Source organism: Myxococcus sp. AB056 (assembly GCF_006547365.1).
Classification (GTDB): Bacteria; Myxococcota; Myxococcia; order Myxococcales; family Myxococcaceae; genus Myxococcus; species Myxococcus virescens.
The window spans coordinates 16,951-30,806 of sequence record NZ_VHLB01000043.1 but is presented as its reverse complement, the minus strand read 5'-3'; the positions used below and the strand labels follow the sequence as shown (position 1 = coordinate 30,806).

11 protein-coding genes are annotated in these 13,856 nt (G+C 68.8%); 5 read left to right on the top strand and 6 right to left on the bottom strand.

Annotation, left to right across the window (positions count from 1 at the left end):
• Positions 1-13 precede the first annotated feature (13 nt).
• Both FMP39_RS19715 and FMP39_RS19710 read right to left on the bottom strand, forming a co-directional pair.
• Complete coding sequence (locus tag FMP39_RS19715) at positions 14-886, bottom strand: neutral zinc metallopeptidase (RefSeq protein ID WP_141591874.1); 873 nt, start codon at positions 884-886, stop codon at positions 14-16.
• A 113-nt stretch (positions 887-999) separates the two neighbouring features.
• Complete coding sequence (locus FMP39_RS19710) at positions 1,000-3,750, bottom strand: pitrilysin family protein (protein WP_141591873.1); 2,751 nt, start codon at positions 3,748-3,750, stop codon at positions 1,000-1,002.
• Between the two features lie 272 nt (positions 3,751-4,022).
• Between FMP39_RS19710 and FMP39_RS19705 the strand changes: the two genes are divergently transcribed.
• Together FMP39_RS19705 and FMP39_RS19700 are read left to right on the top strand one after the other, a co-directional pair.
• Positions 4,023-4,274, top strand: coding sequence for a hypothetical protein (locus FMP39_RS19705; RefSeq protein ID WP_228558143.1), 252 nt, complete (start codon positions 4,023-4,025; stop codon positions 4,272-4,274).
• 221 nt (positions 4,275-4,495) lie between these two features.
• Entirely contained in the window at positions 4,496-4,888 is a 393-nt protein-coding gene (locus FMP39_RS19700) for a LysM peptidoglycan-binding domain-containing protein (RefSeq protein ID WP_141591872.1), read from the top strand.
• A 45-nt stretch (positions 4,889-4,933) separates the two neighbouring features.
• Here FMP39_RS19700 and FMP39_RS19695 read toward each other — a convergent pair whose 3' ends face one another.
• Positions 4,934-5,494 carry a sugar O-acetyltransferase gene (locus FMP39_RS19695; protein ID WP_141591871.1) on the bottom strand — a complete coding sequence of 187 codons (561 nt, stop codon included), beginning with the start codon at positions 5,492-5,494 and terminating at the stop codon, positions 4,934-4,936.
• A 197-nt stretch (positions 5,495-5,691) separates the two neighbouring features.
• Here FMP39_RS19695 and FMP39_RS19690 point away from each other — a divergent pair, with 197 nt between their 5' ends.
• Positions 5,692-6,627, top strand: a complete 936-nt coding sequence (locus FMP39_RS19690; protein WP_141591870.1) for a LysR family transcriptional regulator — start codon at positions 5,692-5,694, stop codon at positions 6,625-6,627.
• Positions 6,628-6,673: 46 nt separating this feature from the next.
• On the opposite strand, the gene FMP39_RS19685 is transcribed toward FMP39_RS19690, so the two are convergent.
• Positions 6,674-7,588, bottom strand: coding sequence for a fused MFS/spermidine synthase (locus FMP39_RS19685; RefSeq protein ID WP_141591869.1), 915 nt, complete (start codon positions 7,586-7,588; stop codon positions 6,674-6,676).
• A 92-nt stretch (positions 7,589-7,680) separates the two neighbouring features.
• On the opposite strand from FMP39_RS19685, the gene FMP39_RS19680 reads away from it, so the two are divergent.
• Positions 7,681-9,801: an ATP-binding domain-containing protein gene (locus FMP39_RS19680; RefSeq protein ID WP_141591868.1), complete on the top strand. Its 2,121-nt coding sequence runs from the start codon at positions 7,681-7,683 to the stop codon at positions 9,799-9,801.
• Here FMP39_RS19680 and FMP39_RS19675 read toward each other — a convergent pair.
• Both FMP39_RS19675 and FMP39_RS19670 read right to left on the bottom strand, forming a co-directional pair.
• A complete protein-coding gene (locus FMP39_RS19675) occupies positions 9,770-11,491 on the bottom strand; it encodes a PAS domain-containing sensor histidine kinase (RefSeq protein ID WP_368667072.1) in 1,722 nt (573 codons plus the stop codon). The two genes, FMP39_RS19680 and FMP39_RS19675, sit on opposite strands and share 32 nt — an antisense overlap.
• 162 nt (positions 11,492-11,653) lie before the next feature.
• Complete coding sequence (locus FMP39_RS19670; protein WP_141591866.1) at positions 11,654-12,325, bottom strand: hypothetical protein; 672 nt, start codon at positions 12,323-12,325, stop codon at positions 11,654-11,656.
• A gap of 214 nt (positions 12,326-12,539) precedes the next feature.
• Here FMP39_RS19670 and FMP39_RS19665 point away from each other — a divergent pair, with 214 nt between their 5' ends.
• Positions 12,540-13,850: a pectin acetylesterase-family hydrolase gene (locus tag FMP39_RS19665; RefSeq protein WP_141591865.1), complete on the top strand. Its 1,311-nt coding sequence runs from the start codon at positions 12,540-12,542 to the stop codon at positions 13,848-13,850.
• The last annotated feature ends 6 nt before the right edge of the window (positions 13,851-13,856 follow it).

The following is a 13,856-nucleotide window of genomic DNA, read 5'->3' as shown; positions in this document are numbered from 1 at the left end:
CTTGGGCACACCGTCAGCGCGCTCCGACGCCCGCGTCGCCAAAGGTGTCACAGGCTTCGAGCGTGCCCTGCTCCAGCCCGCGCCGGAACCAGGTGACGCGCTGCTCGGAAGAGCCGTGGGTGAAGGACTCCGGGACGACGTAGCCCTGGGCCCGCCGCTGCAAGGTGTCATCACCGATGGCGCTCGCCGCGGCCAGTCCTTCCTCGACGTCCCCCGACTCCAGCAACTGCCGCTGACGCTGGGCATGGTGGGCCCAGATGCCGGCGAAGCAGTCCGCCTGCAGCTCCTGGAGGACGGACAGGGCATTGGCCTCTTCCGGGGACAGGCGTCCGCGCAGTGACTGCACCTGTCTCGAGATGCCCAGGAGGTTCTGCACGTGGTGCCCCACCTCGTGCGCCACGACATAGGCTTGCGCGAAGTCACCGGGCGCGCCGAAGCGACGGTCCAGTTCGTCGAAGAAGCCGAGGTCCAGGTACACGCGCCGGTCCGGTGGACAGTAGAAAGGCCCCACCGCGCTCTCCTGGAAGCCGCACGCGGACTGCACCGCGTCCGTGAAGAGCACCAGCCGGGGCTGCGCGTATTGCACGCCCACGGGCGCGAGCACTTCCGGCCAGGTGTCCTCCGTGTCCGCGAGCACGACGGACACGAAGTCCTTGAGCTCTTCCTGCCGGGGGTCCAAGCGCTGGCCCGAACCACCCGTGCCGTCCACGCTCCGAGGGTCCTCGCCTCCGCCCAGCCCGAGCTCGGAAGGGTCTCCTCCGAGCAGCAGCACCAGCAGCGCCACGACGATGGAGGCCGCGCCGCCCCCCAGCGCCAGCGGGCGGCCCAGGCCACTGCCCCGCCGGTCCTCGACATTCGAGCTGCGACGTCCACCCTGCCACCGCATGCGGCGCCCCCCTGGCTGGTCCCTGGCGGCCTCAAGATAAGCAGCCAGGGACACGCAGGTGGATGACAGCCCCTGCCAGGCGGGATGGCCAGCAGGCAGGGGGCCGGGGTGGGCTACGGCTGGGACATGGCCTGGATGACGGGCCGCGCCTTGCCCTCATCCGCGGTGATGGAGACGACGAGCCGCTGGGAGCAGCCCTCGAACTCCTTCCGAAGGGACTCGGCCGTCACCGTCTGGAGCAGCGCGGGCCGGCGCGTCACCGTGTCCGGCTCGAAGCCCCGGACGCGCGCGGTCAGCAGCGCGTTCACCCAGGCTTCCGAGCTGATGAAGGAGACGGCCTGGGACGCCAGCATCCCCCTGCGAGCCCGCTCCAGCGCGTGCTCGGGCACTTCCTTCCCGAAGGACGCGAGCAGCTGGGTCACGGTGCTGATGCTTTCACCCATGCGCTGCGCATCCACCGCGCCCTCCAGGACCAGGTGGGCCGCGCCGCCGCGCCCCAGCCAGGGCCGCGCGGAGAAGCCGTACGTCGCCCCCCGGCGCGAGCGCATCTCCCCCCAGGCGTGATTGTGAATCAGCTCCGCCATCAACGCGTAGCGCGCCTCTGCTTCAGGCGTGGCCGTGGGCAGCCGGCAGGCCAGTTGCACCTGTGCCTGGCTCGCGCCAGGACGCGGCGAGAGCAGGACCGTCGCCTCCGAAGACGCCGCCGGCAGCTCCGGCGCGGCCGGCGTGACGACGGGCGCCGCCTTCCCCCGGCTCCAACCACCGAGGTACTTGCGCGCCAGCCCCTCCACTTCCTTCACGTCGAACTCGCCGGCGATGACGACCACCGTATTGGCCGGGCGATACACGTCCTTCAGCCATGCATCGGCTTCCGTCCAGGACACCTGGGCCAGGTCCGCGCCGGTGGCGGCGCGCGCAAAGGGATGCGTGCCATACAGCGCCTTCTGGAGGTGACGCTCGGCCAGGAGCTCCGGATTCGAGTCCACCGCCTGGCGCCAGGGCAGCACCTGCTCGCGGTAGAAGCGCACCACGTCCTCGGAGGTCCGCGTGGAGTCGAGCTGCTCGGCCAGCATCGCCAGCATGTTGCCGACGTTGCCGGCCGTGCCGGAGATGCCGACGCGCAGGTGGTCGCGCTGGAACGACGAGGTCGAATGCAGGCCCCAGTCACTGGGGCGGCCCTCGAACCAGGACTCCCGGAAGGAGCCCCAGTTGGCCAGGTCCGCCACCCCCGACTTCGCGCCGTAGGACGAACCGCCACCCAGCGCCGCGCCGATGCGGACCACCGGGAGGCCCGGACGCGGAGCGAGCAGCACCTCCATGCCATTGTCCAGCTTGAGCACCTGCACGGGCGAATCGAGCGCCGCCGTCATGGACGGCGTCACCTGCTCGGCGGGCGTGGTCCAGGGCTCCTCGTCCGCGGATAGCGTGGCGGCCGCCGTCGCCGCGCCCGGCACCTCACCGGGACGGACGACAATCATTCGCACCCGGTCCCGCTGCAGCCACTGGTAGGAGAAGTCCGTCACCTTGCCGCCGCCGAGCCCCATCAGCGCCACCTGCGAGCGGGTGTAGGAGCGCACGTCCTGCGTGAAGTGGGTGAGCAACGCCCGGCGCTCGGTGCGGGACATGAGGTCCTCGGACTCCAGCACCATGCCCGTCACCACCTGCCGGCGCGTCGCCTGGAAATCGAACTCGCGGCCCAGCACGGAGCCGGGCTGAATCTCCTGGACCCACGCGTTCTGCACCTGGTCCAACACCTTCCCCGCCGAGCGCGTCGGGTCGTCGCCCCGGCTGAGCCGCACCCGCACCACCAGCAGCGAGGCGCGCGTCCCCGGAATCAGGTTGGTGGAGATGTCCGCGATGTCGCCGTCGTTGCGCACCGCGCCCCAGAGGTTCTGGCCGAAGGTGGCGCGCACGAAGTCCTGGACCGCGCTGGACTCGTCGAAGCCGCGCGGCAGCACCCAGGACAGATATACCTCCGGCGTGGGCACGGCGGCGGTGAAGACGGGCACCGACTTCTGGGCGGGCGTGGTGGCCGGGGCCGCGGGCTGCGCGGGCAGACGCGCCTCCAGCGCCAGGGGTGCGCCTGTCCCCACCCAGGCCTCGGGCAGGTTTGCCCGAAGCGTGGCCTCCACGGCCGCCAGGTCCACGTCACCGGCGATGACCAGCGTGACGTTGTCTGGACGGTAGTGCGCCCGGGCGAAGCGCTGTGCATCCGACAGGCTGAGCGCGGACAGCGACTCATGCGTCCCGGCGAGAGGACGCGCGTAGGGGTGTCCACCGGGGAAGGCCGCGGCGTTCAACCAGCTGAAGACCTGTCCCACGTAGCCCGTCTCGTTGCGCTGGCGGAGCTCGTTGCGGACCACCTCGCGCTCGACCGCGAACACCTCCGGGCTCACGCCCGCGAGCGGCGCGGCCAGGCGCTGGCCTTCCAGCTTCAGGAGAACGGGCAGCGCCTCCTTGGGGCCCAGCGTCTCGTAGGACGTGTAATCCAAACTGGTGGAGGCGTTGTAGAAGCCCGCGCCCGACGCCTCCAGGCGCCGCCACACCGACGGACTCCCCGCGTGGCGCGAACGGAACGCCAGGTGCTCCACGACGTGCGCCAGGCCCTCCTTGCCACCCGGGTCACTGGAGCCCCCCGCGCCCACCACCGCGACCACCGCCACCACGGGAGAGCGGGCATCCTGCTCCACCACCACGCGGAGCCCCGAGGGGAAGCGGAAGTCCCGCAACGGGAAGGCCACGTCACGCATGACGATCTGCCCACGCTGGGGCAGCGTGGCGCACGCGCTCAGCAGCAGCGTCAGGGCAACGACGGCGGCACGGGGCCGCCAGACGGAAGGGAGGGAGATACGCGGGCGAAACATCCAAGCTCCAAGGACGAACCCGGGAGCGGCGCGCTGGGGCATTCCCCACCGCCTCCCCCGAGCGGAAGTGAATCTCGACAGCGATGAGGCGAAGACCGTGCACGAACCGCGCTGGCCCTGGACTCAAGGCCAGACGGACGGAATGCTCATACCATCCGCGGGAAGACAGGCCAAGCGCCGGGACTTCCAGGCGCGATTGCCACATCCAGGCACCTCCGCAATTCTGGCAATCCACAACGCAACAGGACCGTCTTCGCGACGGGGGAGGCATCATGCGAGCTACGTGGATGGGCGTAGCGCTGGCCGCGGTCTTCATGGGGACAGGCTGTGGCGGCATGGACCCGGGACTGGGGGACCCCGCCAGCACGGACGAGGCACACGGAGCCGAAGTCCAGGCGCTGACCACCTGTGAAGACTGCCATACCACCTACACCGCATGCATTCGTCAGGCCCTTGGGGACCCCGAGGAGACGCAGGTCTGCATCGACCAGCGGCACGAGTGCGCGCTGCAATACTGTCCGTGACCGTGCGCCGAACGCATGGCGCTGACGCGCGGGGCGGGAGGCGCGCCTCTCCCTCCGCCCGCAGTCTATCCGAGACAGGCGCGGGACGGACTCTGTTGACCGCTCGCCATCCGCGCGCCCAGAGACATCGAGGCGCGACAGACACGTCGGGGCAGGCGGCTACATTGCGCCCCGCCCAGCACCACGCCCGTTCCGGCGTGCGCAGGCGAAAGGGAGCAACCATGGCCTTGCAGAATGATTACCAGGACGTGCTCGACGTGGCGAAGAACGTGGGCGCCAGGGTCGAGTCGCGCGAGGAGAACGGCAAGCTCATCATCAAGGGGACGGTGGACTACGCCTGGGACCGGGACCGGATGTGGGACCAGATCAAGGCCAGACATCCAAATTGGCAGAACGAGGTCATGGTCATGCTCACCGTCACGCACGAGACGCCGTATGGCCTGTACACCGTCAAGTCAGGCGACACGCTGAGCAAGCTGGCCAAGGACATCTACGGGGACATGAAGCTGTACCCGAAGATTTTCGAGGCCAACAAGGACCAGCTCAAGGACCCGGACAAAATCAAGGTCGGGCAGGTGCTGAAGCTGCCGCCCAAGTCCATCGCCAACGCCTGACATTGAGCGAGGCCAGGGGGCACCGAGACGTGCCCCCGTGGCCCCTCAAGTCAGGTGTCGCACCAGCCGGGCGGGGACGCCCGCCACGAAGCTGTTCGGCGCCACATCCTCGGTCACCACCGCTCCTGCGCCCACCACCGAGTTTTCGCCCACCGTCACACCCGGCAATATCGTGACGGCCGCCGCAATCCAGACATTCCGCTGGAGCACGATGGGCTTCGCGACCGCGGAAGCACGCCGCAGGGCGGGCTCCAGGGGATGACTCGACGTGATGAGGTTCACCTTCGGGCCAATCATGACGTCGTCAGCGATGTCGATACCGCCGATGTCCATCAGCGTACAGCACTGGTTGATGAACACATTCCGCCCGACGCGGATGTTGACGCCATGGTCGGTGTAGAACGGCGGGATGAGTGAAAACGAGCTGTCGACATTCCTGCCGGTCAGCTCACTGAAGAGCGCCCTGATCTCCTCGGCATCATCGAAGGTGCGCTTGTTCAATTCCGCGGTCAGGCGCATCGCTCGCCGGATGTTGCTGAACATGACCTCTGATTCAGGGGTGCCAATCAGCACCTCCCGGGGAAGGAATGGCTTCTCGCCATGCATGGAACGGTTCTCCTGGAATTACGGCAGCCATTGAAGCGTGCGTGCCGTTGAATAGAACCCTAGCCAGTGCATCACTGAGACATCAAACAACTTGATATCCCCTGAGACACAACCGCGGGTTGTGCCGTTCCCTGGCCCCCTCCAATCCCGTGCGATACCCTCCCCCGACGACACTGGAGCAACGGAGGCGGGGCAGCGTGGATTTCGATGGGGTGCGGACCTTCATTGCCGTCGCCGACACGGGACAGTTCCAAGAGGCGGCATCAAGGCTGTCACTGACTCAGCAAGCCGTCTCGAAGCGCATCGCCGCGCTCGAAGCCAGCCTCGGGGCCCGGTTGTTCGTCCGGACGCCACGCGGCGTTCAGCTCACCATCGACGGCCAGGTGTTCCTGCCTCACGCTCGCAGCCTCCTCGAAGCGGCGGAGCGGGCAGCCGATTCCGTGCGCCCTGGCCGCCGCCGGCTCCGTGTCGACGTGGTCAAGCCGAACCTCGGGAGCGCACGCATCCTTCGGGACTTCCACAGCGCCCATCCTGAAATCGAAATCGACGTCGTCACGCATCTCTTCGACGCGAAGACCGCGTTGGCCGCTGTGCGGGCTGGGACGATTGACGCGACGTTTCGCGCCATCCCCCGGCCCGCGCAGCAACTGACCGACGGCGTCGTGGCTGCCCGGGTTCTCGACGACGCCGTGGAGCTCCTCACGAGCAATACGCACAGGCTCGCCGCTGCGACTTCGCTGACGCCGGCCGAGCTCGCGAAGCACAAGGTCTGGATGCCCTTCATCGTCCCAGGAACAGAGTGGGCCGCCTATTACGATGAGCTCGCCGCGAGATTCGGGCTCACCATCGACACGCTCGGTCCCGACTTCGGCATCGATGCGCTCCTGGAGGTGATTGCCGGCTCCTCGAGCCTGGCCACCCTGGTCGGTGAACACATCCGGCTGGTGTGGCCGGCCGAGCACAACCTCCGCCGCATCCCCATCCGCAACCCGATGCTCGTGTACCCACATTCCCTGGTCTGGCGTAGCGACAACGCGCACCCCGCGCTCACGAAGCTCCGCGCCTTCCTCGACGCCCGGAAGGACCGCTATCGGCATCCCAAGGCGTGGTCCCCTCCATGGACGGACCGCTGAAGACAGACACGTCGATGTGAGGCAGGTCCGAGCCCCCTACAAGCGCTCAGCGGACCTGCGCCGGCGTCGTCACAGGCTCGGGCTTCGGCAGGTCCGCGTCCTTCAGCACCTTGCCTCGCAGATGCCGCTCCGTCGCGTCCGTGTAGCCCCGGTCCACCAGCCCGCTCAAGTCGAACGGCACGCCCCGGGTGCGCTCCAGCTTCTCCGCGCGCGCTTCCAGTGTCTTGGCGGCCACCTTCTCCTCGTACCCCACGCCCACCAGGATGCGGTTCGAGCTCTGCGGCACGATGAACTCATACAACTGCGTGAAGGCCACCTGCCACGTGTGCACCATGGCGTCGTAGTGACGGTTGGGCGGAAAGGCCCACACGTTGCCCACCACCGCGCCCTGGGGGCTCAGCTTCGCTCGCACCGCCGCCAGGAACTCCTGCGTGGCCAGGTGCTCGGGGATGCTGTCCGGGCCATAGGCATCCAGGAAGATGAGGTCATACGCGGGCCGCTCGGCTTCGATGAAGCGCCGGCCGTCTCCGACGTGCGCGCGCAGGTGCGAGTCCTCCCGGAAGCCGAAGTAGCGCCTGGCCACCGTCACCACATCCGGATCGATGTCCACCACGTCGATGTGCGCTCGCGGCACCACCTTGCGCAGGAACATGGGCATGGCCCCGCCCCCCAGCCCCACGATGAGGATGCGCTTGGGCGCGGGCACGTAGGCCAGCCCCACCATGGAGACCTGCGTGTAGGGCAGCACCAGGTCCAGCGGCTTGCCCGGCCGGACCACGCTCTGCAGCGCCCCCGAGGCATCGAAGCCCAGGTACCGGCGCCCCTCCTCGTCCTCTGTCACCGAGATGAGGGTGTAGGGCGATTCCTTCTCGTACAGGACCTTGCGGGACGCGGAGGCCGTACATGCCAGGAACACCAGCCCCACCAGCAGCAGCCGCTGGGTCACACCGCGCATGTCCATCCCTTTCCGGTACAGAGTACCAAAAAGACAGCATTTCTCTCAGGAAAAACAACAGGTTGACGCATACGGCGCCGAGGTTCACCTTGCCGCGCATGAGCCACGTCGAGGCGTCGCTGCCGGACCATGCCCGCGCCATCATCGCCGAGGAAGAGGCCTTGCTGGCCCGTGTTCAGTCCACGCTGGAAGCCGCGCGGCGCAAGTCCGCACGCGGACAGGACGCCCAGGGACTTGTCGCCCAGTTGCAGGTGCTGCGGGACGACGCCTCCACCGCTGCCGTGGCCGACCTGCCGCACATCTTCGCGCAGATGAACCAGATGCGCGCCCTCCTGGAACGTCAGGAGGGAGTGAAGCTTCCCGACCCACAGGCCCCCTACTTCGCGCACCTGCGCCTCAATGGCGAAGGCGGCCCGCGCGACTACCTGCTGGGCCGCACCACGTTCGCGGACGTGGGCGCTGGTGTGCGCGTCATCGACTGGCGCTTCGCTCCCGTGGCCCGTGTCTTCTATTGCTACGAGGAAGGCGACGACTACGAGGAGTACTTCGGTGAGCGGCTCGCCGAGGGCAGCGTGGAGACGCGCCGGCTGGTCATCATCGAGCGCGGCGTGTTGACGCGCATCATCTCCGGCGCGCTGGTGCTGGAGCGCCTGGCGGACGGCACATGGCGCAGCGTGAACCGCGACTTCGCCACGCTCCAGTCGGGCGGCGCGGGGACAGCGGCGCGGCCGGAGTTCCTGGGCACCGGCAAGGGCGCGCGGCGCATCGAGGATGCCTTTGGCGTCACCGCCATGTTGGACGCCGAGCAGTACGAGGCCGTCAGCACCGGCCCGGACCGGCCGCTGCTGGTGCTGGGCAGCGCGGGCAGTGGAAAGACGACCGTGGCGTTGCACCGGCTGGCGAAGCTGGCCTTCGACGACCCGAAGACGTTCCCCCAGGCCCGCATGAAGCTCATCGTCCCGGAAGAAGGGCTGGCGCGGCTGTCCCGCCGGCTGCTGGCGCCGCTGGGCCTGGGCAACGTGGCCGTGCAGACGCGGGATGCCTGGTTGCTCGCCGCCGCGCGCTCCGCCTTCAACGTGCCCGGCATCAAGCTGTGGAATGACACGCCGCCGCTGGTGTCCCGCCTCAAGCGCCACCCCACCCTGCGGCGCGCGTTGGCCGCCCGGGTGGGCGTGCCAAAGACAGACGCGGGCACCACGCTGGAGCGGCTGCGCACGCGGATGGCGGACGCTTACATGGACCGGCACTTCCTGGAGAGCGTGGTTACCGCCGCCAAGGGCGAGATTCCTCGCACCGCCATCGACGAGACGCTGGAGCACACGCGCCTCCAGCTCGCCACGCCGCTGTCCAAGGCGCTCAAGCACATCACCGACGCGGAGCGGCTCATCACCGTGGATGGGCGCTCCATCGAGGACGACACGCCGGACGCCATGGCCGGGACGGTGGACCTGGACGACCTGCCCGTCCTGATGTTCCTCAAGGCCCAGCACACCTCGCTGGGCCTGGAGCGGCTGGCGCACGTGGTGCTGGACGAGGCCGAGGACTTCTCCCTCTTCGAGCTCTTCGCCGTCCGCCAGCTGCTGGGCAAGAGCAAGAGCTGCACGCTGGCTGGCGACGAGATGCAGCAGACGGACGCGGGCTTCGCGGGCTGGCCCGCCGTCCTCAACGAGCTCAACATCCGCGACGCCGCCACCTGCCGGCTTCAGGTCTCCTACCGGTGCCCCCAGCCCGTGGTGGAGCTGGCGCGGCAGGTGCTGGGCGCGCAGGCCCCAGAGGCCGCCGCCACCGGCCGCGCGGGCGCTCCGGTGGGCTTCCACCACTTCCCCGACGAGGCCCAGGCGCAGCTCTTCATCGGCGAGGCGCTCCGGGACCTCGTGGCCCGCGAGCCCCACGCCTCCGTGGGCGTCATCGCCAGCAGCCCCGAGTCCGCGAAGGCCATCTACCGCGTCGTCTCCGACCAGCCCTGGGCGCGGCTGGTGAGCGACGGCGAGTTCACCTTCGAGCCCGGCGTGGACGTCACCGACGTGGGCAGCGTGAAGGGCCTGGAGTTCGACTACGTCATCCTCCCAGACGTGACGGCGCGGGCCTACCCGGTGGACGACGAGTCACGCCGCCGCCTGCACGTGGCGGTGACGCGCACCTCCCATCAACTGTGGGTGGTATCCTCCGGCGTCCGCTCGCACCTGGTCACGCCGGGTGGCGCGGCAGCTCCACGGTGAAGGTGGAGCCCTGGCCGGGCACGCTCTCCACGAGGATGCGCCCCTCCATGGCGTCCACAATCTGCTTCACGATCCACAGGCCCAGCCCCAGTCCGCCGTAGTGCCGCTCGCTGGCCAGCCGCTCGAAGCGCTGGAAGAGACGCGCGCGCCCCTCCGGCGGAATGCCCATGCCCTGGTCCTTCACCGACAGCCAGGCGCGCGACGCATCCGCCCCCACCCGCACTTCAATGGGGCGGCCCCGGCCGTACTTGATGGCGTTGGAGAGCAGGTTCTGCAGCACCTGCTCCAGCCGCAGCCGGTCCCAATGGCCGGTGGCGGCGCCCTCCGCATCCAGGTGCAGCGCACAGCCCGCGCGCGCCAGGTCCTCGGTGAAGCGGGGCACCACCTCGCGGGTGAGCGCGGCCAGGTCCAGGTCCTCGCGCTCCAGCCGCAGCCGCCCCGCGGTGATGCGGGACACGTCCAGCAGCTCGCGCACCAGGCTCGACAGGCGGGAGACCTGCCGCTGCACCGCCACCACCTTCGTGGAGAGCGCCTCCGGTGACGCGGGGCCATTGCTGGCGCGCGGGTCCATGTCGCGCCGCAACGCCTGGATGTTGAGCATGAGCGAGGTCAGAGGCGTGTTGAGCTCGTGAGACGCCACGGACAGGAACGAGTCCCGGGCGCGCACGGCCTCCTGCGCCTCCGTGTAGAGCCGGCCGTTGTCCAGCGAGGTGGCGGCGCGGCGGGCCAGGTCTTCCGCCAGCCGCACGTCCGCCTCCGTGTACCTGCGCCGGGACTCCGAATTGAGCAGCGTGAGCGCCCCCAGCACCCGGCCCCGGCTGATGAGCGGGACGATGATGTACGCGCTGATGCCCAGCCCCTCCACGGCCCGCCGGTACGCCGAGCTGCCCCCCTGGGCGGCGGCGAGCATGGCGGGAAAGTCCGGGATGAACTCGGTGACGCCGGTACGCAGCACCTTGCCGATACCCGCCGCGTCCTCCAGGCGGATGGGATAGCGCGCCTGGAAGTCCTGCGCGGGCGCCACCATCTCCGGCTTGGAGAAGGCGACGGCGGCGCGGCGCACCTGCCCGTCCGGCATGGGGAGGTCCACCGAGCACGCGTCTCCCAAAATGGGAACGGCGAGGTGGGCCATGCGCTGCAGGATGAGGTCGTGCTCCAGGGACGACGCCAGCACCTCGCTGGCCTGGGCCAGGAAGGCCGCGTGCCGCTGCGCCCGGCGCATCTCGTCGTAGAGGGCCCGAAGCGTCGCCTCCTGCTTCTTCTCCGCGCTGATGTCTCGCGAGAACAGGACGACCCGCTCATGGACGCGAAACAGCCGTTTCACGAACCAGCGGTCCTGGGGCGCTGTGTGGCATTCGAACTCGTCGGATTCGCCCGTCCGGGCCACCTGGAGGAAGCGCTCCTGGAAGGAACGCTCCGCCCACTCCGGGTGCAGCTCCCAGAGCCTCCGGCCGAGCAGCTCCTGACGCGGCCGGCCCAGGTGCCGCTCCAGGGAGGGATTCACATGGACACAGACCGCGTCCAGCGAGCAGACCACGACCGCTTCCGGCATCTGGTCCAGCAGGGCGGTATCCAGCCCGCTGGCGTCCGACCCGCCGTGGCTGGCGCCACCAGGGTCCTGTCCGGTCGAGAGTGAGTCCACGCGGTCGGTGTGAGAACGGGCCAAGGCGATGTACCTGCCGCTTAACATTTCCGCCGCGCCCACCCCACTGTCACGCGCCGGAAATCTGCAAGGCAGCCGACATTCTCGCCGCTCGGGGGAGACGCCCTTCCCCACCCCGAGGCATGCCGGGCGCGCCCGCGGAGGCACTGTCCGGAGATGGACAGTCTCCTCGCCCGCACGGGAGCGCGCTCAGGGCGACTGGAGGCCCTGGCGCCAGGCCTCGCGGCGGCGCTCCTGGGCTTCTCGCCGGTCCAGCGCGTCCTGCTCCTGCGCCGGCAGCTCCGCCAGCCGCGTGCGGTGCATGTTGATGCTCAGCTCGTAGAGCCCGCGGTCCCGCTCCGGCAGCACGTCACCGAACCGGGACAACACCTCGGTGGAGAAGGTGATGAAGTCCTCGGACACCTGCCGGCGGTGGCCGTAGTACTCGCGAATCTGCTCCACCGTGGCATCCGCGGACAGCACCTTGCCGTAGAGCTCGTTCCAGCGGCGGGACTCCGCTTCGCGGCGCTCCAGCTCCGCCGGGTCCTGCGTGGGCGCGCCCATCCGCCAGTAGAGGTTGTCGGGCAGCTTCGCGCGAATCACCTGCAGGTCCACCGGGTGCACCTTGGGCGCGTTTTCGTCCGGCACTTCCTCGGGCGGCCGCGTCAGGTCCAACGGCGGCGGCGTGGCCCGCGGAGGAGGCGGCGGCGTGCGCGCCTCGGCATGCGGCGCCATGGGCGTGGCGGCCTGCTCGATGACGGCGGGCGACTCCGGCGTCACCGGCTCCGGGTCCTGGCGAAGCGCGTACACCAGCGCCGCCACCACGAGGCCCGTCGCCACGACAAGGCCGGGCAGGCCCTTTCTCCATGCATTCACGGCCATGGCGCTCCGAATACCGCGCACGGAGTGGGCGCGGCAACCTCCCACCGCGCGATAGCGCAACGCACCACATCGGATGCCGCAATGCGTCGCATCCTTGGCGCAATGCAGCACCCGCGTCCCTCTCGTCGGAAACGTGAAACAACCACAATCCTCCTGACGCGGATGCAACGCCATTGTATACACGGATTTCCCAACTAAACCCGGAGGTCCCCGAATGAAGAACCTGGTCCTGGCTGGACTCACGGCCGCCGCGCTCGTGCCCGCAGCCGCACGCGCGGAGGTGGTGATGTCCTCCATCGTCGACGTGCTGGTGGACGGTGGCAACAACTACAACTGGCAGAAGGTGGAGCTGCCAGGAACCAAGTGTGGCAATGGCTCCCAGTTCAAGTTCTGGGTACATCGCACGGGTTCGCCCAACCTGATGTTCCTGTTCGAAGGTGGCGGCGCGTGCTGGGATTACGACACGTGTAGCGGCCGCGCGGGCCTGCTGGGCGCCGCCAATCCGAACGGCATCGCCGACGACTACATCACCCAGTTCACGGCCAAGTATGTGTCGCCGCTCGTCAACGGCGCGGACCCGGGCCTGCCGGGGCGCAGCAAGACGGACCTGGTGACGAAGGGTTGGAACATCGTCTACGTGCCGTACTGCACCGGTGACGTGCACGTGGGCAACAACGTGGCCACCTACGTCGATTCGACGGGGCAGAACCCGCCGCTGACGTGGCACCACAACGGCTACAACAACACGCTGGCGGTGGCGAACTACGCGAAGACGCAGTTCCCCAACGTCCAGAAGATGCTGATGACGGGCTACAGCGCGGGTGGCACGGCGACGTCGGCCGGCTACTACTTCCTGCGCAAGGCCATCAACCCGGCGCGTGGCTACCTGCTCAACGACTCCGGCCCCATCTTCCTGGCGCCCAACGCGAACTTCCGCTCGCGCGCGCTGCACGACAAGATTCGCCAGTCGTGGGACCTGAACTCCGTCTTCTCCCTGCTGCCGGGCACGTTCAGCCAGAGCGACTTCGGCACCATCAACCGCATGGTGGCGCAGGAGTTCCCCAACGACCAGCTGGCCTACACGGGCTACTCGCGCGACTACAACTACTCGCGTTTCTCGTATGACCGCTTCCACTCGCCCAACGACAAGGAGTCCGTGCTGGGCTACTGGAAGCAGGACCAGGACGCGCTGGTCACCGAGCTGAACAAGTACAACAACTTCAGCTATTTCATCCCGCACGAGCGCGCCATCAACTCCAGCCACTGCAGCACCATCATCACCTTCATCGGCGCGCACGCCTGCCAGCAGATGGAGAAGAAGCGCTACTGGTACGAGTACCTCGAGTTCCCGTGGAGCCAGACGTACAAGTGCTACAGCGAGTTCGTGGGCATGGACACGTTCCTGTCGCGGTGGATCAACGGCAACCAGCGCGTCCGCATCTACGAGCCCGCCAACGGCTACAACGCCGAGGACCCGGGCATGCAGATTGTGGCCCCGCTCATCAACGGCGCGCTGGGCGGGTAGTCAGCC

Bases quoted from the DNA above. Each gene is read 5' to 3' on its own strand.
- FMP39_RS19665 (WP_141591865.1), top strand. From the start codon at position 12,540: ATGAAGAACCTGGTCCTGGCTGGACTCACGGCCGCCGCGCTCGTGCCC.
- FMP39_RS19715 (WP_141591874.1), bottom strand. From the start codon at position 886: ATGCGGTGGCAGGGTGGACGTCGCAGCTCGAATGTCGAGGACCGGCGG.
- FMP39_RS19695 (WP_141591871.1), bottom strand. From the start codon at position 5,494: ATGCATGGCGAGAAGCCATTCCTTCCCCGGGAGGTGCTGATTGGCACC.
- FMP39_RS19670 (WP_141591866.1), bottom strand. From the start codon at position 12,325: ATGGCCGTGAATGCATGGAGAAAGGGCCTGCCCGGCCTTGTCGTGGCG.
- FMP39_RS19705 (WP_228558143.1), top strand. From the start codon at position 4,023: ATGCGAGCTACGTGGATGGGCGTAGCGCTGGCCGCGGTCTTCATGGGG.
- FMP39_RS19700 (WP_141591872.1), top strand. From the start codon at position 4,496: ATGGCCTTGCAGAATGATTACCAGGACGTGCTCGACGTGGCGAAGAAC.
- FMP39_RS19685 (WP_141591869.1), bottom strand. From the start codon at position 7,588: ATGGACATGCGCGGTGTGACCCAGCGGCTGCTGCTGGTGGGGCTGGTG.
- FMP39_RS19675 (WP_368667072.1), bottom strand. From the start codon at position 11,491: ATGTTAAGCGGCAGGTACATCGCCTTGGCCCGTTCTCACACCGACCGC.
- FMP39_RS19710 (WP_141591873.1), bottom strand. From the start codon at position 3,750: ATGTTTCGCCCGCGTATCTCCCTCCCTTCCGTCTGGCGGCCCCGTGCC.
- FMP39_RS19680 (WP_141591868.1), top strand. From the start codon at position 7,681: ATGAGCCACGTCGAGGCGTCGCTGCCGGACCATGCCCGCGCCATCATC.